The sequence below is a fragment of the Streptomyces sp. NPDC048825 genome, from assembly GCF_043198355.1.
In the GTDB taxonomy this organism is placed as follows: domain Bacteria; phylum Actinomycetota; class Actinomycetes; order Streptomycetales; family Streptomycetaceae; genus Streptomyces; species Streptomyces xiangluensis.
This window is the reverse complement of the sequence record NZ_JBICUR010000012.1, coordinates 336,019-353,610: the sequence shown is the minus strand read 5'-3', so window position 1 is coordinate 353,610 and position 17,592 is coordinate 336,019. Positions and strand designations below refer to the sequence as shown.

16 protein-coding genes, 1 rRNA gene and 1 pseudogene are annotated in these 17,592 nt (G+C 69.3%); 15 read left to right on the top strand and 3 right to left on the bottom strand.

The window, feature by feature from the left end:
* The 10 genes and pseudogenes from rrf to ACGFNK_RS28525 all read left to right on the top strand — a co-directional run.
* Positions 1 to 95, top strand: a 5S ribosomal RNA gene (gene rrf, locus ACGFNK_RS28570); the annotation flags it as partial.
* An 88-nt stretch (positions 96 to 183) separates the two neighbouring features.
* Complete coding sequence (locus tag ACGFNK_RS28565; protein ID WP_393420392.1) at positions 184 to 828, top strand: HAD family hydrolase; 645 nt, start codon at positions 184 to 186, stop codon at positions 826 to 828.
* 80 nt (positions 829 to 908) lie between these two features.
* On the top strand, positions 909 to 2,132 hold the full coding sequence (locus tag ACGFNK_RS28560; RefSeq protein WP_393420390.1) for an MFS transporter: 1,224 nt from the start codon (positions 909 to 911) through the stop codon (positions 2,130 to 2,132).
* A complete protein-coding gene (locus ACGFNK_RS28555) occupies positions 2,083 to 3,255 on the top strand; it encodes an acetoin utilization protein AcuC (protein WP_393420388.1) in 1,173 nt (390 codons plus the stop codon). Before ACGFNK_RS28560 ends, ACGFNK_RS28555 begins: the two co-directional genes overlap by 50 nt.
* 109 nt (positions 3,256 to 3,364) lie before the next feature.
* A complete protein-coding gene (locus ACGFNK_RS28550) occupies positions 3,365 to 4,180 on the top strand; it encodes a phosphatase (protein ID WP_386350160.1) in 816 nt (271 codons plus the stop codon).
* A 129-nt stretch (positions 4,181 to 4,309) separates the two neighbouring features.
* Positions 4,310 to 4,519 carry a helix-turn-helix domain-containing protein gene (locus ACGFNK_RS28545; RefSeq protein WP_093781815.1) on the top strand — a complete coding sequence of 70 codons (210 nt, stop codon included), beginning with the start codon at positions 4,310 to 4,312 and terminating at the stop codon, positions 4,517 to 4,519.
* A gap of 195 nt (positions 4,520 to 4,714) precedes the next feature.
* A complete protein-coding gene (locus ACGFNK_RS28540) occupies positions 4,715 to 4,813 on the top strand; it encodes a 30S ribosomal protein bS22 (RefSeq protein WP_003948845.1) in 99 nt (32 codons plus the stop codon).
* 314 nt (positions 4,814 to 5,127) lie between these two features.
* Positions 5,128 to 6,189, top strand: a complete 1,062-nt coding sequence (locus ACGFNK_RS28535) for an NAD-dependent epimerase/dehydratase family protein (protein ID WP_393420386.1) — start codon at positions 5,128 to 5,130, stop codon at positions 6,187 to 6,189.
* A gap of 14 nt (positions 6,190 to 6,203) precedes the next feature.
* Positions 6,204 to 7,268, top strand: coding sequence for a lysophospholipid acyltransferase family protein (locus ACGFNK_RS28530; protein ID WP_393420384.1), 1,065 nt, complete (start codon positions 6,204 to 6,206; stop codon positions 7,266 to 7,268).
* Positions 7,269 to 7,358: 90 nt separating this feature from the next.
* Positions 7,359 to 7,607 (top strand): annotated as a pseudogene (locus tag ACGFNK_RS28525) (glycerol acyltransferase); the annotation flags it as partial.
* A gap of 226 nt (positions 7,608 to 7,833) precedes the next feature.
* On the opposite strand, the gene ACGFNK_RS28520 reads toward ACGFNK_RS28525, so the two are convergent.
* The 3 genes from ACGFNK_RS28520 to ACGFNK_RS28510 form a co-directional block, all read right to left on the bottom strand.
* Positions 7,834 to 9,087, bottom strand: coding sequence for a DUF5667 domain-containing protein (locus ACGFNK_RS28520; RefSeq protein ID WP_393420382.1), 1,254 nt, complete (start codon positions 9,085 to 9,087; stop codon positions 7,834 to 7,836).
* Between the two features lie 266 nt (positions 9,088 to 9,353).
* Positions 9,354 to 10,184 (bottom strand): ECF subfamily RNA polymerase sigma factor, BldN family, encoded by an 831-nt coding sequence (locus ACGFNK_RS28515; RefSeq protein WP_393420380.1) that lies wholly within the window; start codon positions 10,182 to 10,184, stop codon positions 9,354 to 9,356.
* A 345-nt stretch (positions 10,185 to 10,529) separates the two neighbouring features.
* Entirely contained in the window at positions 10,530 to 11,474 is a 945-nt protein-coding gene (locus ACGFNK_RS28510) for an HAD family hydrolase (protein ID WP_393420378.1), read from the bottom strand.
* A 174-nt stretch (positions 11,475 to 11,648) separates the two neighbouring features.
* Here ACGFNK_RS28510 and ACGFNK_RS28505 point away from each other — a divergent pair, with 174 nt between their 5' ends.
* From ACGFNK_RS28505 to ACGFNK_RS28485, 5 genes are all read left to right on the top strand, one after another.
* Entirely contained in the window at positions 11,649 to 11,948 is a 300-nt protein-coding gene (locus tag ACGFNK_RS28505; protein WP_393420376.1) for a glutaredoxin family protein, read from the top strand.
* 381 nt (positions 11,949 to 12,329) lie between these two features.
* Entirely contained in the window at positions 12,330 to 13,091 is a 762-nt protein-coding gene (locus ACGFNK_RS28500; protein ID WP_344391848.1) for a redox-sensing transcriptional repressor Rex, read from the top strand.
* Positions 13,088 to 14,812, top strand: coding sequence for a glutamyl-tRNA reductase (locus ACGFNK_RS28495; RefSeq protein ID WP_393420374.1), 1,725 nt, complete (start codon positions 13,088 to 13,090; stop codon positions 14,810 to 14,812). The genes ACGFNK_RS28500 and ACGFNK_RS28495 overlap by 4 nt, the downstream gene beginning before the upstream one ends.
* Positions 14,809 to 15,801 (top strand): hydroxymethylbilane synthase, encoded by a 993-nt coding sequence (gene hemC / locus ACGFNK_RS28490; RefSeq protein WP_393420372.1) that lies wholly within the window; start codon positions 14,809 to 14,811, stop codon positions 15,799 to 15,801. Before ACGFNK_RS28495 ends, hemC begins: the two co-directional genes overlap by 4 nt.
* Positions 15,798 to 17,480 carry a uroporphyrinogen-III synthase gene (locus ACGFNK_RS28485; RefSeq protein WP_393420370.1) on the top strand — a complete coding sequence of 561 codons (1,683 nt, stop codon included), beginning with the start codon at positions 15,798 to 15,800 and terminating at the stop codon, positions 17,478 to 17,480. The genes hemC and ACGFNK_RS28485 overlap by 4 nt, the downstream gene beginning before the upstream one ends.
* The last annotated feature ends 112 nt before the right edge of the window (positions 17,481 to 17,592 follow it).

The window sequence follows — 17,592 nt, the reverse complement described above, 5'->3', positions numbered from 1 at the left end:
AAACGCCCGGTTACATTCCGAACCCGGAAGCTAAGCCTTACAGCGCCGATGGTACTGCAGGGGGGACCCTGTGGGAGAGTAGGACACCGCCGAACAAATATTGAGAAAACCCCCGGCCGGGGATACCGGCTCGGGGGTTTTCTGCATTTCAGGACCCTTTCCGAGCCGTCTAGGCTCGTACCCATGCGCTATGACCTCGTCATCTTCGACAACGACGGCGTGCTCGTGGACAGCGAGCCGATTTCCAACAAGTTGCTCGCCGCCTATCTCACCGAGCTCGGGCACCCGACCTCGTACGAGGACTCGCTTCGCGACTACATGGGCGCCGCCATGCATGGAGTACACGATCTTGTGCTGGAACGGACCGGTCAGCGGTTGCCCGAGGACTTCGACGAGGTCTTCCATGGGCGCGTATTCGCCGCATTCGAGCGGGAGTTGGGGCCCGTGGCCGGGGCTGTGGAGGTGCTGGAGAAGCTGGCAGCGGACGGGGTTGCGTACTGCGTGGCGTCCTCCGGGAGTCATGAGCGGATTCGGGTGGGGCACCGGGCTACCGGGCTGAAGCAGTGGTTCGAGGACGCACGGATCTTCAGTTCGCAGGATGTGGGGCGAGGGAAGCCGGCGCCGGATCTGTTTCTGTACGCGGCCGAGCGGATGGGGGTCCGGCCGGAGCGGTGTGTGGTCGTCGAGGACAGTCCGCTCGGGGTTCGGGCCGCCGTCGCGGCGGGCATGGATGTGTACGGGTTCACGGCGATGACGCCCGCCGAGCGGCTCACGGGAGCCACGGGACTCTTCGGCGCGATGCAGGAGTTGCCCACGCTCCTCACCTGAAGCCCTCATGGGAAGATGAACAAAATTCATCTTCCAATCCGTCTACCCACGAGTAAGCCGCGCCCGTACGCTGATCGGCCATGACAGATGTGCTGCGGCGCGGCCGGGCCTCGTTGGCGTTCAGCTTCTTCGCTCAGGGTGTGGCCTTTGCGCTGCTGGTGACGCGGATTCCCGCGATCCAGGACCAGTACGGGATATCCGACGCCCTGCTGCCCGCCTTTCTCGCCGCGGTGCCGGTCCTCGCCGGCGTCGGGAGTGTCTGCACGGAGCTGCTGGTCAAGCGGCTGAGGCCCAGTCACGTACTGCGCTGGTCGCAGCCCGTCGTGCTGCTCGCGCTGCTCGGTGTCGGGGCCGGCGACGGGCTGTGGGAGATCGGTCTTTCGCTGGCGGCGTTCGGGCTGGCCGTCGGTGCGCTCGACGCGTCCATGAACATGCTCGGGGTCAGCCTCCAGCACGCGTACGGGCGCAGCATCATGCTCGGCTTTCACGCGGTGTACAGCCTGGGCGGGATCGTGGGGGCCTCGCTCGCGTGGGTGGGGGCGCACTGGGATCTGCACCTGTTCGTGTCGTATCTGCCGGTCGTCGCGGTGCTGCTGCCCGCCGCGTTGGTGGGGAGTCGGTGGTACGTCGACGGGGGCAGGCCCGGCGAGGAGAGCGAGGAGAAGCCGAAGGACGCGGGCGGACAACCCGTTGCCTTCAAGCTGCTGTTGCCGCTGTGTCTGGTGATGACCTTCGCGTACATCGGGGACTCGACGGTCTCCAACTGGAGTGCCAAGTATCTGCAGGACGTGCTGGGCAGTTCGGAGCAGTTGGCGACCGTGCCGTACAACGTCTACATGGTCACGACGCTGCTCGGGCGGGCCCTCGGGGACTTCGGGGTGCGGCGGTTCGGGGCCGTGGCGGTCGTACGGCTGGGGTCGATCATTGCGGCCGTGGGGTTCGCGGTGGTGGCGGTGGCGCCGGGGGCGTGGGTCGGGATGCTCGGCTTTACGTTGCTGGGGCTCGGGTTGTGTGTGCTCGTACCGCAGACTTTCGCGGCGGCAGGTCGGCTCTTTCCGGGTGCGGCGGACGCTGCCATCGCGCGGCTGAATATCTTCAACTATGTGGGGTTCTTGATCGGTTCGCCCCTCGTGGGGGCCTTGGGCGATGCGTGGACGTACCGGGGGGCGATGCTTGTGCCGATGGTGTTGGTGCTGGTGACACTTCTGTACGCCCGTTCGTTCGCTCCTCAACCGGACCGATACGGTGACGGGCATGAGCGGCCGCGCACAGCTGATGTGGGACGAGGCAGTAACGGGCTATGACTTCGGTCCGGATCACCCGATGGATCCGGTCCGGCTGGCGTTGACCCGTCGACTGGTCGATGCCTTCGGGCTCGATCGTGAGATGGACGTGGTCGCGGCGAAGGCGGCCGGGGAGTCGACGTTGCGGCTTGTGCATCGTGGGGACTACGTCGAGGCGGTCAAGGCCGCTTCCGTGGAACCTCGGGCGGCGGACATGTCGTACGGGCTGGGAACCATGGACGATCCTGCCTTCGCCGGGATGCACGAGGTGTCCGCGCTGATCGCCGGGCAGTCGGTGGGCGCGGCCGAGGCCGTGTGGCGCGGGGACGTCTCGCACGCGGTGAACTTCGCGGGCGGGCTGCATCATGCGATGCCCGGCGGGGCGTCGGGGTTCTGCATCTACAACGACGCGTCGCTGGCGATCGCGCGGCTGTTGGAGCTGGGGGCGGAGCGGGTCGCGTACATCGATGTGGACGTGCATCACGGCGACGGGGTGCAGGCCGCGTTCTGGGAGGACTCGCGGGTGCTCACGATCTCCCTGCACGAGCACCCTCGGACGTTGTTTCCGCAGACCGGGTGGCCGGAGGAGACGGGAGCGGACTCCGCGGAGGGCTCCGCGGTGAACGTGGCGTTGCCGGCCGGGACCGGGGACGCGGGGTGGCTGCGGGCCTTTCACTCCGTGGTGCCGGAGCTGATCGCGGACTTCCGGCCTCAGGTGCTGGTGACCCAGCACGGCGCCGATACGCACTTCGAGGATCCGCTGGCTCATCTGGCCGTCTCGCTGGATGCGCAGCGGGCGGTGCAGGTCGCCTGCCATGAGCTGGCGCATGAGTACGCCGAGGGGCGGTGGATCGCTCTCGGTGGCGGCGGGTACGCGGTGGTGGACGTGGTGCCCCGGTCCTGGACGCACCTTGTCGCCATCGCCGCGGGGCGGGAGATCGCGCCGGAGGCGGTGATCCCTGAGGAATGGCGGCAGGAAGTCTTCGCTCGTACGCGGCAGTTGGCGCCGGCGCGGATGACGGATGGGCGGTGGCCGGTGGCCTGGAAGCCGTGGGAGGACGGGTACGATCCGGCCGACCGGCTTGACCAGGCGATCGTCGCGGCTCGGCGGGCCGTGTTCCCGCTGCGGGGGTTGCTGGCGTAGCCGCTTGCCTCCGGCGGTGCGGACGGCCGTGTACCGCTTTGTACTCCGACCGTGCGGGCTTTTCCCTGTTCTGGGCGTGCGCCAGTGGCACATGCGCCAGCATCGCTATGTGTTGAGTGCTGGAGCGTTGCGTGCGCATCTGCTGGCCGCGCGGTTGGCCGGGCCTGTGGCGACCTCACGGGAGCAGAGTCTGCGGAGTTATCGGCTCTTCGCGGCCCGCGATCCCCGCGTGATGATCGGGCTTGATCCTGAATGGACGTGGAAACAACCGGATTTGGTCGCTTTGATGGCGGACAAGTGTGGAGTCTCAGCCGATCCACGGCATACATCGGGCCACGATGTGATCGATCCCGAGCGGACGTTGGCTGCTCTTGATGCCTTCGCGGAGCGGCTCCAGGTGGCGGCCCGTAACCGTTCCCCGGTGCTCCTGGGCACCGGTCATCCGCACCGACTGCTCGGTTTCTACGCCGCTCTCGCGGACGCCCTGTCGGCGGCGGGATGTGCCGTGCTCACCCCCGCGCAGGGTAGCTGTGTCGACATAACGACCCGGTTCGGTCTACGCACGCACAACCTTGACTACGTACAAGGTGTCGCGCTGGTGCGCGAACCAGGGGCCCGGGCCACGGATTGTGAGCCCGGCGCACACTCGCATTCCCCGCTCCCGGTTCGACTCGCGCTGGCCGCCGCTGCGGAGGCCGGCGGCCCTCTCCCGGAACTGGTGATCGGAGACCATGGCTGGGTCTGCGGTGCAGGTCAGCTGGGGTTCGAGGCCATGGGTCTTGGGGATACGGACGATCCGGCGCTGTTCGTCGGGGAGGCGGAGGGGCGGGTGTCCGTCGCCGTTCCGCTTGATGACGCTGTGCGGTCTGCTTACTACCGACCGCTTACTCGCTATGTACTCAATCGAGCGTGTCTGTCACAGTAGGCGCCTGATGGCATCCCCTCTTCCCCACTCGCATCACCCGCCCCTACATTGGGGAGTGAGCACGCAACGACGAAGTGTCACCGGAAGGGGAAGCCGGCGACCGTCGAGTGCGGAAGGTTCAGGTGTGTCATGGCTGCTGGCGAGAGGCCTCTGAACGAGGTTCAGTTCCTAACCGTGGCGGAAGTCGCCTCGGTGATGCGAGTGTCGAAGATGACCGTGTACCGGCTGGTGCACAGCGGTCATCTGCCCGCGATCCGGGTAGGGAGGTCATTCCGAGTCCCGGAGCAAGCGGTTCACGAGTACCTTCGCGAGTCCTACGTGGGGGTGGAAACCGCCTGACGGCGACTCCGGTGGAAGCCGGTGACGGCCCTCGCGGTCGTCCCCGGTTTCCCCCCGGATCACCTCGATTACAAGCTCGGAGCTCTGTCGGGGTAGGCTGGCCCCCCGTAGGTCGTGTGGGCCCCAATGCAGCCCCGCACCGAGTGATTGTCCCCGCTGCTGCGGGGGTTGTCCGAGAAGTGAGCGAGGGTAGTCGTGGGCTCTGTTATCAAAAAGCGGCGCAAGCGGATGGCGAAGAAGAAGCACCGCAAGCTGCTCAAGCGCACGCGCGTTCAGCGTCGCAACAAGAAGTAGGCAGCAGGTCGTAGGGCCATGAACCCGCCCCGGCGGATCCGCCCTCACGGCCGTGCCCACGGTGTTGCGCGCCGCTGCGACAAGCAGGCGCTCTGTGGCCTCCCACCCGTTGGTGGGAGGCCACAGCCATACCCGGTCGGCGCGGTCTGGTCGTACGACGTTGGCTTGGTCTGGTCGTACGTCCGCGTCCGTCGTGACTTCGTGCATCGAGTGGTCACCACAGCGCAACATCGACCCGCTAACGTGGGCCGCCACGGGGAACGCGGCAGAGTACGAGCAGGAAGCCACCTAGGGCTGGAAGGAAGGCGCTGATCTTGGGGAAGGTCGTGCTCGTGACCGGAGTGGCCCGGCAGCTCGGGGGCCGTTTCGTACGGCGGATCCAGCGTGACCCCGAGGTGGACCGGGTGGTCGCCGTGGACGCGGTCCGGCCCGAACACCACCTGGGCGGAGCCGATTTCGTACAGGCCGACATAAGGCAGCCCACGATCGCGCGCCTGCTCGCCGAGTACTCCGTCGACACCGTCGTGCACATGGACGTCACGGGCACTCCGCTGGGCAGCGGCAGCCGGACCTCGGTCAAGGAGACCAACGTCATCGGCACCATGCAGCTCCTTGGCGCCTGCCAGAAGTCCCCGGCGGTCAAGCGGCTGGTCGTGAAGTCCAGTACGAACGTGTACGGGTCGGCGCCCCGCGATCCGGCCGTGTTCACCGAGACGACGCCACCCAAGTCGCTGCCCAGTGGTGGCTTCGCGAAGGACACGGTGGAGGTCGAGGGGTACGTACGCGGTTTCGCGCGGCGCCGGCCCGATGTGGCCGTGTGCGTGCTGAGGTTCGCGAACATCCTCGGGCCGAGCGCGGACTCGCCGCTCGCCGCGTACTTCTCGCTGCCCGTGCTGCCGACCGTGTTCGGCTACGACCCCCGGCTGCAGTTCGTCCACGAGGACGATGTGATCGACGTGCTGCGGATCGCCTCGCACGAGCCGGAGCGCGGGACGCTCAACAGCGGGACGTTCAACATTGCCGGCGACGGGGTCCTGCTGCTTGCGCAGTGCGCGCGCAGGCTCGGCCGACCCACGGTGCCGCTGCTGCTGCCCGCGGTCAGCTGGGTGGGCACGGCAGTGCGTACGCTGGGTATGACGGATTTCTCGCCCGAGCAGCTGCGGCTGCTCACCCATGGCCGGGTCGTGGCGACCAAACAGATGCGCGAGACGCTGGGCTTCCGGCCGAAGTACACGACGGCGGAGACCTTCGCGGACTTCGCGCGCAGCCGCGGACCCGGACTCCTGCCGCCGGAGGCCCTTGCGGGGGCCGTCGACCGGATCGCCGGGCTGTCCCTCCTGGGCGGTGGCCACCCCCCGACGCAGAGCGCCAACTGAGGAGCGCATCAACGATGGCGGACGCCAAGGTCATTCCGTTCGACGACGACCGCTCCCGTGGGAGCGCCGCGCACCGGCCGCAGCGGCGCCGTGGTGCGGCGAGCCGGCTCAAGGGCGAGCCCGCGGGGGTGCGTGAGGTCCAGCCCCTGCCTGGCCGAACGATTCTGCAGGATGATGTTCCTGTGACAGATGTGCCGGTGACGCGTGAGGAACCGACGTCCCCGCCGGAGCGGCAGGGCGGCGGGTGGGATCAGCGCGTCGCGGGTGGTCTGGCCTTCCTGCGGCGGCGGCTGACGGGCGACTACGAGGTCGACGACTTCGGTTACGACCAGGAGCTCACCGACCAGGTCCTGATGTCGATGCTGCGGCCGGTCTACGAGAAGTACTTCCGCGTCGAGGTGAAGGGCATCGAGAACATCCCGTCCGAGGGCGGGGCGCTGATCGTCTCCAACCATTCCGGGACGCTGCCGCTGGACGGCCTGATGATGCAGGTCGCGGTGCACGACAACCACCCCGACGGCCGCCATCTCCGCCTGCTGGCCGCGGACCTGGTGTTCATGCTGCCGGTGGTCAACGAGCTGGCCCGCAAGGCAGGTCACACGCTCGCGTGCGCGGAGGACGCGGAGCGGCTGCTGCAGCGCGGCGAGCTGGTCGGCGTGATGCCGGAGGGCTTCAAGGGCATCGGCAAACCGTTCGGCGACCGATACAAACTCCAGCGCTTCGGCCGCGGCGGCTTCGTGTCGACGGCCCTGCGCCAGGGCGCGCCGATCATCCCCTGCTCGATCGTCGGAGCGGAGGAGATTTACCCGATGATCGGCAACGCGAAGACGCTGGCTCGCCTGCTGGGTTTCCCGTACTTCCCGATCACGCCGACGTTTCCGTGGCTGGGCCCGTTGGGTGCGGTGCCGCTTCCGACGAAGTGGACGATTCAGTTCGGTGAGCCGATCCCGACGGATGGTTATCCGCCGGAGGCGGCCGAGGATCCGATGCTGATGTTCAATCTGACGGACCAGGTCAGGGAGCAGATTCAGCACACGTTGTACAAGTTGTTGGTGCAGCGGAGGTCGGTTTTCTTCTGAGGGGTGGCCGGGGCGAGGTCGGCGGACGGAGTCCGGCGCAGGCGTCCGAAGCCCGCGAAGCGGTGCGAGGGCGGCAATGTGGATGGGTCGCTGGCTCGCCTGCTGGGTTTCCCGTACTTCCCGATCACGCCGACGTTTCCGTGGCTGGGCCCGTTGGGTGCGGTGCCGCTTCCGACGAAGTGGACGATTCAGTTCGGTGAGCCGATCCCGACGGATGGTTATCCGCCGGAGGCGGCCGAGGATCCGATGCTGATGTTCAATCTGACGGACCAGGTCAGGGAGCAGATTCAGCACACGTTGTACAAGTTGTTGGTGCAGCGCAGGTCGATCTTCTTCTGACGGGTGGCCCAGATGGGCCGGACTCCGGTCGTCCGGAGCCGCCGGGCGGAGTCCGGCGCAGCTGTCCGAAGCCTGCGAAGCAGTGCGAGGACAGCAGACAGGAGGGGCCAAGTTGTTGGTGCAGCGGAGGTCGGTTTTCTTCTGAGCGCTGCCGAAGAAGCCTGCATACGTCGGTGGGGGCGCCCTCTTCAAAGAGGGCGCCCCCACCGACGTATGCAGCAGAAACCTAGTTCGTGTCCTCGTTGTCGACGCGCACTTCCGGGAGGAGGCCCGGGAGCAGGGGTGGGACGGTGACGTCGGGATCTGTCGGCGTGGTGGGCTCACTGGACGGGGTCGTGCTGGTGTCGTCCTTGGGTGGTTCCAGGAGACCACCCGTGTTGCCGCCGAGCAGGCCCTCGTCCTGAGTGCCGGAGGTGGACGGCTTGGGGTTGCCGCTGCTGGAGTGGTTGCCGTCGGGGGAGTCGCCGGTGGCGCTGGGGGTGGTCGGGCGGTCCGTGCCGGAGGAGCCGGTGGAGGACTGGCCGGAGTCCGGCCGGCGGCTTGTGTCGTCCCGCGAGGGGGGCTCCGGCAGCAGCGAGCGCAGCGGATCGACCTCTTGGTCTATGGCGTCGAAGACCGAGCTGACCTGCCGGCTGACATCGCCGAGCTGCGCGGGCAGACGGTCGCTCAGCGCGCCCCACGCCCCGCGGTGCGACTGGGAGAAGGCCGAGAGAGTCTGGATGGGGCCCAGGGAGTCGGGGTCGCGCTCGTACGCCTCGTGCAGCAGCCGGTGGCCTTCCGAGGCGTCGTGCCGCATGCCGGACAGCGCACGGCGGATCTCGCCCATGGACTCGTGGTCGAGGGGCCCGGAGCGGTCGCGCTCGATCAGCCGGCGCGCCTCGCTCAGCCGCGTGGAGGCCTGGTCGAGGTAGAGCCGGCCGCGGTCGCTGTCGCCGTCGGCCATGCCTCGCTTGAGGTCCTCCATGCTGCGCTTGAGCCCGTAGAGCGAGTCACCGGGCAGGGCGTCGGAACTGGCGGCGGCGACGCCGCTGAATGCTCCCGCCGCCACACCCACGGTGAGCCCGCCCGCGGCGAGCCCCTTGGAAAGCCGGGACCTCGGGAAACGCTGTCGGAGCTTCCCAAGGCCGGTCGCCCGATGAGCACCCCGCCCTCGGCGCGACCTCTGCCCGGGCACCGAGGGTTCCACCGCGTCGCCCGCCGCGGCCGTGCCCTCCTGCAGCATGGCCTCCATCGCGGCCACCAGCTGGGCCCGCTGAACGACCTTGACCTCAGGGTCCAACGCCGGCTTGGGCAGCTCGCCGAGTCCGGTCGCCAGGGACAGCATCCGGCTCCGCTCGGACTGACCGGACTGGCCGGACTGGTCCGTGGGTTCCGGCGCCGGACCTTCGGACTGCTCGGCCGCCGAGCCCCGGTCGGACTGCTCCTCCAAGTCCTGGGCGAAGGCGTTCGCCCGCCGGTGTGCCGATACGTTCGCGATCACTGGCGGCACCTCCTCTCGTCATGACGGTCGACTCCCCAGGGGGTCCTGAGGGTTGCACTCTCTGATCAGTTCCACACGATCGGGTGATCGGGGACGGCCAGAGGTGACCACAGGGAGCCTGTATCCCGCACAACGAGCCGCTCGGCGCTTGGGTTACGGACGACGGATGATCGGACCGCCGAGCCAACGAGTGGCATCGAAGGGTGAGTTGAGCGTCGCTGAGGGTGAGGGGGTGTACGGGGTGGGTGAGAGTGCGATACGGGTTCTCAGCGGGCGTCGTCGGGCAGGAGCCGGGCCAGCGTGCGCACGGCCCGGTACTGGAGTGTCTTGATCGCGCCCTCGTTCTTGCCCATCACGCGGGCGGTCTCGGCGACCGAGAGGCCCTGGAGGAAGCGCAGGGTCACGCACTCCTGCTGCTGTGGGTTGAGACGGCGTACGGCGTCCAGGAGTGCCGCGTTCGACAGGGACTCCAGGACGGAGTCCTCGGGGGAGCGTGCGACCTCGTTGGCGTCGAGCATCTCGCCGGTGGTCACTTCCAGGCGGAAGCGGCTCGACTTGAAGTGGTCGGCGACGAGGTTGCGGGCGATCGTGACCAGCCAGGCGCCGAAGTCGCGGCCCTGCCAGGTGAAGGTGCCGATGCGGCGCAGGGCCCGCAGAAAGGTCTCGCTCGTGAGGTCCTCCGCTGTCGCCTTGCTCCCCACGCGGTAGTAGATGTAGCGGTACACGGTGTCGCTGTACTGGTCGTAGAGGCGCCCGAAGGCCTCGGCCTCGCCGTCCTGGGCGCGCTCCACGAGGTCCAGCATCCGGGCGCTGTCGCTGTCCGCGGCCGGGCGGCGGGCGGTGGTGGCCGACGCGCTCGAGCGGCCCCGTCTGCCCACAGCCCGCCCGTCAACCGGCCCCCGCCCTTCAACGACGGCGCTTCGCGCCGGCCCTCGCTCGATGCCGTCGGCCAGTGCATAGCACGGGCCGACGGGCGCGGCGGAGACAGCGAGGGCGGGGACGGCGTACGCGGTGGGGACGAAACCGCGCAGGTGGTCGAGGACCGCCGCGCGGAGCGTAGCCAGGCCCGAGGCGTCAACCCCGACGTGTGGGTACACGGGACTCCCAGAGGCAGAGCTTCCATCACGTGCAGTACCGGAACATTCACTCGTCGTAGCGACGTGTGAGGTCCGTCATGCGTCTGAGGAGAATAACGCTTCGTACAGGCAGCACTACGCCCAGTTGCTCAAATCATCGAATACGTCGCTTCTGTTACGCATCGACGGCTGATCAAGTGCCACACAGTGACCGGTGGTTGATCGAATCGCTTCACATTCCGGCCGAGCCCGGGGCGTGTTGTGGCCGTCTGTCGCCAACGGGACTGGCGGGGGCGGTGTGCGGGTAGGACAGCAGAATTGCCCGCGTGTTCGTACACGCGGGCACTCATGGACGGTGGGGCGGCGTCAGCGGCGGCGGCGGTGCAGGGCGATCGCGGCTGCCGTGCCGCCCGCCACCGCGCCGACGCCGGCTGCCGCGGGGATGCCGACCTTCGCCGCCTTGCGGCCCGTGCGGTAGTCGCGCAGGCGCCAGTCGAGGGTGCGGGCGTGCTTGCGGAGCTTGGTATCGGGGTTGATCGCGTACGGATGCCCGACGAGCGAGAGCATCGGGATGTCGTTGTGCGAGTCGCTGTACGCGGCGCAGCGGCCCAGATCCAGGCCCTCCGCCGCCGCCAGGGCCCGTACCGCCTCCGCCTTCGCGGGGCCGTGCAGGGGTTCGCCGACGAGCTTGCCGGTGTAGACGCCGTCGACCGACTCGGCGACCGTGCCGAGGGCTCCGGTCAGGCCGAGGCGACGGGCGATCACCGTGGCGATCTCGACCGGGGCGGCCGTGACGAGCCACACCTTCTGGCCCGCGTCGAGGTGGGCCTCGGCGAGGGCGCGGGTGCCGGGCCAGATGCGCTCGGCCATGTACTCGTCGTAGATCTCCTCGCCGATCGACATCAGTTCGGAGACGCGGTGGCCTTTCACGATGGACAGCGCGGAATCGCGCGCGTCCTGCATGTGCTCGGGGTCCTCGACACCGGCCAGCCGGAACCAGGCCTGCTGCCAGGCGAATCGGTAGAGGTCGCGGGTCTCGAAGAACTTCCGCTTGTAGAGGCCGCGGCCGAAGTGGAACAGCGCGGCGCCCTGCATCACGGTGTTGTCGAGGTCGAAGAAGGCGGCGGCCTTGTCGTCGCCGAGGACCGGGAACTCCGGTTCCTCTGTGGCGGTTTCGGGCGTGGCTTCGTGCGCGAGTTCCTCCAGTTCCTGGGAGGACTTGCGCGCTGCCTCCGCCGAGGCCTCGCCTGCCAACACGCTCCGCGCCGTGGCGGAGCGCCTACGGGGAGTGAGCCATCCGAGAGCGGCCATGGCGTGAGCATAGCCAGTCAGTGCGTTGATTCCGGAGTCGGGAGGTTTGAAGGGTGTGAACTCTCCGCGACCGTGTCGTTACGGCTGCGGGCCGCATCTGACTGGTCGTGCCCAGGTGGTGGCGCCGGATGCGCGAAAAACCCGTACCCGACAGGGTGTGGCTGTGGGGGGAGAATGGCTCGTATGAGTCCCATCTTTCGGCGTACTGACCGCCGTGCGGAGAAGAAGGCGCCGCGTGAGCGGCTGGTCACGCTGATCGGGAAGCCCGACTGTCATCTGTGCGAGGACGCGGAGGTCGTCGTCGAGAAGGTGTGCGGGGAACTCGGTGTGCCCTGGGAGAAGAAGGACATCACGCGGGACGAGGAGCTGTATCGCGCGTACTGGGAGCAGATCCCGGTGGTGCTTGTGGACGGTGCGCAGCACACGTTCTGGCGGGTCAACGAGGAGCGGCTGCGGAGGGCCCTCGCGGAGTGACGGCGTGCGCAACCGGGCACGTTGGCGGGCGCAACCGAGCCGCGGGACGTGCGCAAAGGGGCTGCGGAGGCGTACGTAACCGAACCGTGGCCCGTCCGGGCACTCCATGTGGTTCGCAAAGTCACTTAGGATCGGGGGCGGTTTGGCCTCGGGGGCGGGGAGCGTAGAGGAGCGTGTACGGCTTTGCCCCCATCAAGCAGGGAACGAAGGTGCCTTTGCGCCGGTTCCATACGCATGTGGCGGAGTCGCGTGACCCCGGTCACGTTGGGCGGGCAAATCGGACACCATCTTTGTGCATGCATTCACAAAGACATAGCCTGCTGTCGACGGGGCGGTCGGACGTGTGACCGCCTGCAGCCCCGCTCTACCCGCAGGAGCACCGTGGCAACTGGCCGAACTCACCGACCGGCGACCCGCAGCCGAGGGATTCCCGAGGCCACCGTCGCCAGGCTTCCGCTGTACCTCCGTGCCCTGACCGCACTGTCGGAGCGCTCGGTACCCACGGTCTCCTCCGAGGAGCTCGCGGCCGCCGCGGGGGTCAACTCCGCGAAGCTGCGCAAGGACTTCTCGTACCTCGGGTCGTACGGGACGCGCGGTGTGGGTTACGACGTCGAGTACCTCGTCTACCAGATCTCCCGCGAGCTGGGCCTGACCCAGGACTGGCCGGTCGTGATCGTCGGTATCGGTAACCTCGGCGCGGCGCTGGCCAATTACGGTGGGTTCGCCTCGCGCGGCTTCAGGGTCGCCGCTCTCATCGACGCCGATCCGGCGATGGCCGGGAAGCCCGTCGCCGGAATCCCCGTGCAGCACACCGACGACCTCGAGAAGATCATCAAGGACAACGGTGTGTCGATCGGTGTGATCGCCACTCCCGCCGGCGCCGCCCAGCAGGTCTGCGACCGGCTGGTCGCCGCAGGGGTGACGTCCATCCTGAACTTCGCGCCGACCGTGCTCGCCGTGCCGGACGGCGTCGACGTACGCAAGGTCGATCTCTCCATCGAGCTGCAGATCCTCGCCTTCCACGAGCAGCGCAAGGCCGGCGAGGAGGCCGAGGCCCTGATCGAGGCCGAAGCCGAGGCCGCGGCGGCGAAGGAGACAAGGAAAGGGCCGGACGGGGATGTCCCCGCCGTGATGCCGGCATGAGTCTTCTCGTCGTCGGGCTGAGTCACCGCAGCGCTCCGGTCAGCGTGCTGGAGCGGGCCGCGCTGTCTGTGGACACGCAGATCAAGCTCCTCCAGGACACCATCGCCGCCGAGCCGGCCACCGAGGCCGCGGTGCTCGCCACCTGCAACCGGATCGAGCTGTACGCCGACGTGGACAAGTTCCACGCCGGTGTCGCCGAGCTCTCCACGCTGCTCGCGCAGCACAGCGGCGTCGGGCTCGAGGAGCTCACGCCCTATCTGTACGTGCACTACGAGGACCGGGCGGTTCACCACCTGTTCTCCGTGGCCTGTGGCCTGGACTCGATGGTGATCGGCGAGGGCCAGATCCTCGGCCAGATCAAGGACGCGCTCGCCACCTCGCAGGAGCTGCACACGGCGGGGCGGCTGATGAACGACCTGTTCCAGCAGGCGCTCAGGGTCGGCAAGCGCGCCCACTCCGAGACCGGCATAGACCGGGCGGGGCAGTCCCTGGTGACGTTCGGCCTGGAGCAGCTGACCTCGGGGGCGGACGTCCAGGGCTGGGCCGACGGCAAGCGGGCCCTCGTGATCGGCGCGGGCTCCATGTCCTCGCTGGCCGCGGCGACGCTCGCGCGTGCCGGGGTGGCCGAAGTGGTCATCGCCAACCGCACGCTGGACCGGGCCGAGCGCCTCGCGGAGATCCTGATGGAGGGCGGCGATACGGACGTGGCGGCCCGCGCGGTACCGATGGAAGAGGTGCCGGCCGAGCTGACACGTGCCGATGTCGCGGTGTCCTGTACGGGTGCGACGGGTCTTGTCCTGACGGCCGAGGCGGTCGCCGCGGCGGTCGAGGGCCGTACGGGGGCGCCCGCCGAGGAGCGCACGGCCACCCCCCGTGTCGTACGCGGGGACCTGCCGCCCACCAGCGTCGGCACCGACGACGGCTGCCCGCTGGACGTGTCGGCCGTGCAGGGGGCCACCGGCTTCTCCGTCATGGGGGAGGCCGCGGTGGCGGGCCTGGACGCGGCGGCCCTGGAGCAGCACGCGGCCTGGGTGGACAACGCGACGGTAGATCGGCGCCGTACGCACGATGCTCGCTCCGGCGCTCGTACGCCCGAGTCCGACGCCGAGGTCATCGCCGCGCTGGCCGCGACCGCGGCCGCCATCGGGCGGGTGCCCGAGCGTCGTAAGCCCGAGCCCGTCGTCGAGGCCCCGCGCCCGGCGCCGGTGCTCTCGCTGCTCGACCTCGCCATGCCGCGCGACATCGACGCTGCCGTGCACCGGCTGCTCGGTGTGCGCCTCGTGGACATCGAGTCGCTGGCCGAGGCCTCCGCGGACGTGCCGATGGCGGCGGACGTGGACATGGTGCGGCGGATCGTGTCCGACGAGGTCGCCGCCTTCGGGGCCGCCCAGCGGGCCGCGCACATCACACCCACCGTCGTTGCGCTGCGCACCATGGCCGCCGATGTCGTCGCGAGCGAGATCGCGCGGCTCGACGGGCGGCTGCCCGGGCTCGACGAGAAGGAGCGGGGCGAGATCACCCAGACCGTGCGGCGCGTGGTGGACAAGTTGCTGCACGCGCCGACCGTGCGGGTCAAGCAGCTCGCGGCCGAGCCCGGCGGCGCCGGGTACGCGGACGCACTGCGGACCCTGTTCGACCTGGACCCGGAGACGGTCGCCTCCGTCTCGCGGGCCACCGATGACATCAGCACCGAGAACGCCAAGAACCGAGGGCGAGCATGACTGAGCGGCGAACGGGGCCGGAAAGCGGCCCCCTGAGGCTGGGGACACGGCGCAGCAAGCTCGCCATGGCCCAGTCCGGGCAGGTGGCTAACGCCGTGAGCCGGGTGACCGGGCGGTCCGTGGAGCTCGTCGAGATCACCACGTACGGCGATGTCTCGCGCGAGAATCTCGCGCAGATCGGCGGCACGGGCGTCTTTGTGACAGCGCTGCGCGAGGCGCTGCTGCGCGGCGAGATCGACTTCGCCGTGCACTCCCTCAAGGACCTGCCGACCGCGCAGCCCGACAACCTCGCACTGGCCGCGGTGCCGGTGCGTGAGGACGCGCGGGACGTGCTGGTCGCCCGTGACGGACTGAAGTTCGCCGAGCTGCCGGACGGCGCTCGGGTGGGCACCGGTTCGCCGCGGCGCATGGCCCAGCTGAACGCGTACGCGCGCTGCCACGGGATGACGATCGAGACGGTCGCGATCCGGGGGAACGTCGACACCCGGATCGGGTACGTGCGCGGCGGCGAACTGGATGCCGTCGTACTGGCCGCCGCCGGGCTCAACCGGATCGGCCGGACCGACGAAGTGACCGAGTTCCTCTCGGTCGACATGGTTTTGCCCGCCCCCGGCCAGGGGGCGCTCGCGATCGAATGCAGGGCGGGGCACACCGCCCAAGACACTGCGCTCGTCGCGGCGCTCGCCGCACTCGACGACCCGGTCACCCGGGCCGCCGTGACCGCCGAGCGGTCCCTGCTCGCCTCCCTGGAGGCCGGCTGCAGCGCACCTGTGGGCGCGCTCGCCGACCTTCTGGCCGACGGGCAGATTGTCAAGGAAATGCGCCTGCGCGGCGTCGTCGGCACGACCGACGGCTCGACGCTGGTGCAGTTGTCCACCACCGGTCCCGTGCCCGAGACGTACGACCAAGCAATGGCGCTCGGCCGTGAACTCGCCGCCGAGATGCTTGCCAAGGGCGCGGCCGGTCTGATGGGGGAGCGAGTACATTGAGCCCCACCACCCTTCCCGCCGGTCTGGAACACGGCTCCGTCACCTTCCTCGGTGCCGGACCCGGAGATCCGGGACTGCTCACACTGCGCGCCGTTCAGGCGTTGGCGAACGCGGATGTCCTGATCGCCGAGCCCGAAGTGCTCGACGTCGTCCGTGCGCACGCCAGACAGGGCGTGACCGTGCTGGACACGGAATCGGGCCCGGACACGCCTCAGCTGACGGTTGTTGACGGCACGTCAACAACCGCTGGTGCCCCCGCGTCGAGGGACGCGGCCCATATTGTCATGGAGGCCGCACGCAGCGGCAGGCGGGTGGTACGTGCCGTCACCGGTGACCCCGGGCTCGACACCCACGCCGCCGAGGAGATGCTGGCCTGCGCCGCCGCGGGCGTGCCCTTCGAGGTCGTCCCCGGTATCGCCGCGGCCGTCGGAGTGCCCGCGTACGCGGGTGTTCCGCTGCGCGACGCACAGGGCGCGGACGTGCGGTTCGTGGACGCGGCCACGGCCTCCGAGCGGCTGTGGACCGAGGTCGGCGCGTCCGACGGGACCGTCGTCGTCTCCTCGACCCTCGACTCCGTCGGCGCCGCCGCGAGCGAGCTGGTTGCGGCCGGACGCAAGCCCGATACGCCGCTGACCGTCACCATCGCCGGTACGACCACCCGGCAGCGGACCTGGTGCGCGACGCTCGGCACGATCGCGCAGACGCTGAAGCAGGCGAAGGTGCTGCCCTCCCCGGAGGGCGGGCGGCCGGTGATAGCCGTGGTCGGTGAGCATTCCGCCGCTGCCCAGCGTGACCAGTTGTCGTGGTTCGAGTCCAAGCCGCTGTTCGGCTGGAAGGTTCTCGTGCCGCGTACGAAGGAGCAGGCGGCGTCGCTCTCCGACCAGTTGCGGTCCTACGGGGCTGTGCCGCACGAGGTGCCGACCATCGCCGTCGAGCCGCCGCGGACGCCTCAGCAGATGGAACGCGCGGTCAAGGGGCTTGTGACCGGGCGGTACGAGTGGATCGCCTTCACCTCGGTGAACGCGGTCAAGGCCGTACGGGAGAAGTTCGAGGAGTACGGGCTTGATGCGCGCGCCTTCGCGGGCATCAAGGTCGCTGCCGTGGGGGAGCAGACGGCGAAGGCGCTGGTCGCCTTCGGTGTGAAGCCGGACCTGGTGCCTTCCGGGGAGCAGTCGGCTGCGGGGCTCCTTGAGGACTGGCCTCCGTACGACCCTGTCTTCGACCCGATCGACCGGGTGTTCCTGCCGCGGGCCGACATCGCCACGGAGACGCTGGTGGCCGGGCTGATCGAGCTGGGCTGGGAGGTCGACGACGTCACGGCGTACCGGACGGTGCGGGCTTCGCCGCCGCCGGCCGAGACGCGGGAGGCGATCAAGGGGGGCGGGTTCGACGCGGTGCTGTTCACGTCGTCGTCGACGGTCCGGAACCTGGTCGGTATCGCGGGCAAGCCGCACAACGTGACGGTGATCGCGTGTATCGGCCCGGCCACGGCCAAGACGGCCGAGGAGCACGGGCTGCGGGTCGATGTGATGGCTCCGGAGCCGTCCGTTCACAAGCTGGCGGAGGCGCTCGCCGACTTCGGCTTGCGCCGGAGGGCTGCCGCGGTGGAGGCCGGGGGGCCGGTTACGCGGCCCAGCGAGCGGAGGCCGGGGTCGCGGCGGCGGCGTACGACCACGTAACCGCTCCGCGGGGGTGCGTTCGAAGCTGCGGGTTCGTTGTGGCTGGTCGCTCCCCCACTCTCGGCTGCGCTCGAGCGGGGGACCCCATGAGCGGGGGGACCCCCATCGCGGC

What these genes read in the sequence shown, in the direction of transcription:
- ACGFNK_RS28510 (WP_393420378.1), bottom strand. Translation starts at nt 11,474, where the DNA reads ATGGCCGCTCTCGGATGGCTCACTCCCCGTAGGCGCTCCGCCACGGCG.
- ACGFNK_RS28560 (WP_393420390.1), top strand. Translation starts at nt 909, where the DNA reads ATGACAGATGTGCTGCGGCGCGGCCGGGCCTCGTTGGCGTTCAGCTTC.
- ACGFNK_RS28495 (WP_393420374.1), top strand. Translation starts at nt 13,088, where the DNA reads ATGAGTCTTCTCGTCGTCGGGCTGAGTCACCGCAGCGCTCCGGTCAGC.
- hemC (WP_393420372.1), top strand. Translation starts at nt 14,809, where the DNA reads ATGACTGAGCGGCGAACGGGGCCGGAAAGCGGCCCCCTGAGGCTGGGG.
- ACGFNK_RS28530 (WP_393420384.1), top strand. Translation starts at nt 6,204, where the DNA reads ATGGCGGACGCCAAGGTCATTCCGTTCGACGACGACCGCTCCCGTGGG.
- ACGFNK_RS28565 (WP_393420392.1), top strand. Translation starts at nt 184, where the DNA reads ATGCGCTATGACCTCGTCATCTTCGACAACGACGGCGTGCTCGTGGAC.
- ACGFNK_RS28545 (WP_093781815.1), top strand. Translation starts at nt 4,310, where the DNA reads ATGGCTGCTGGCGAGAGGCCTCTGAACGAGGTTCAGTTCCTAACCGTG.
- ACGFNK_RS28505 (WP_393420376.1), top strand. Translation starts at nt 11,649, where the DNA reads ATGGCTCGTATGAGTCCCATCTTTCGGCGTACTGACCGCCGTGCGGAG.
- ACGFNK_RS28555 (WP_393420388.1), top strand. Translation starts at nt 2,083, where the DNA reads ATGAGCGGCCGCGCACAGCTGATGTGGGACGAGGCAGTAACGGGCTAT.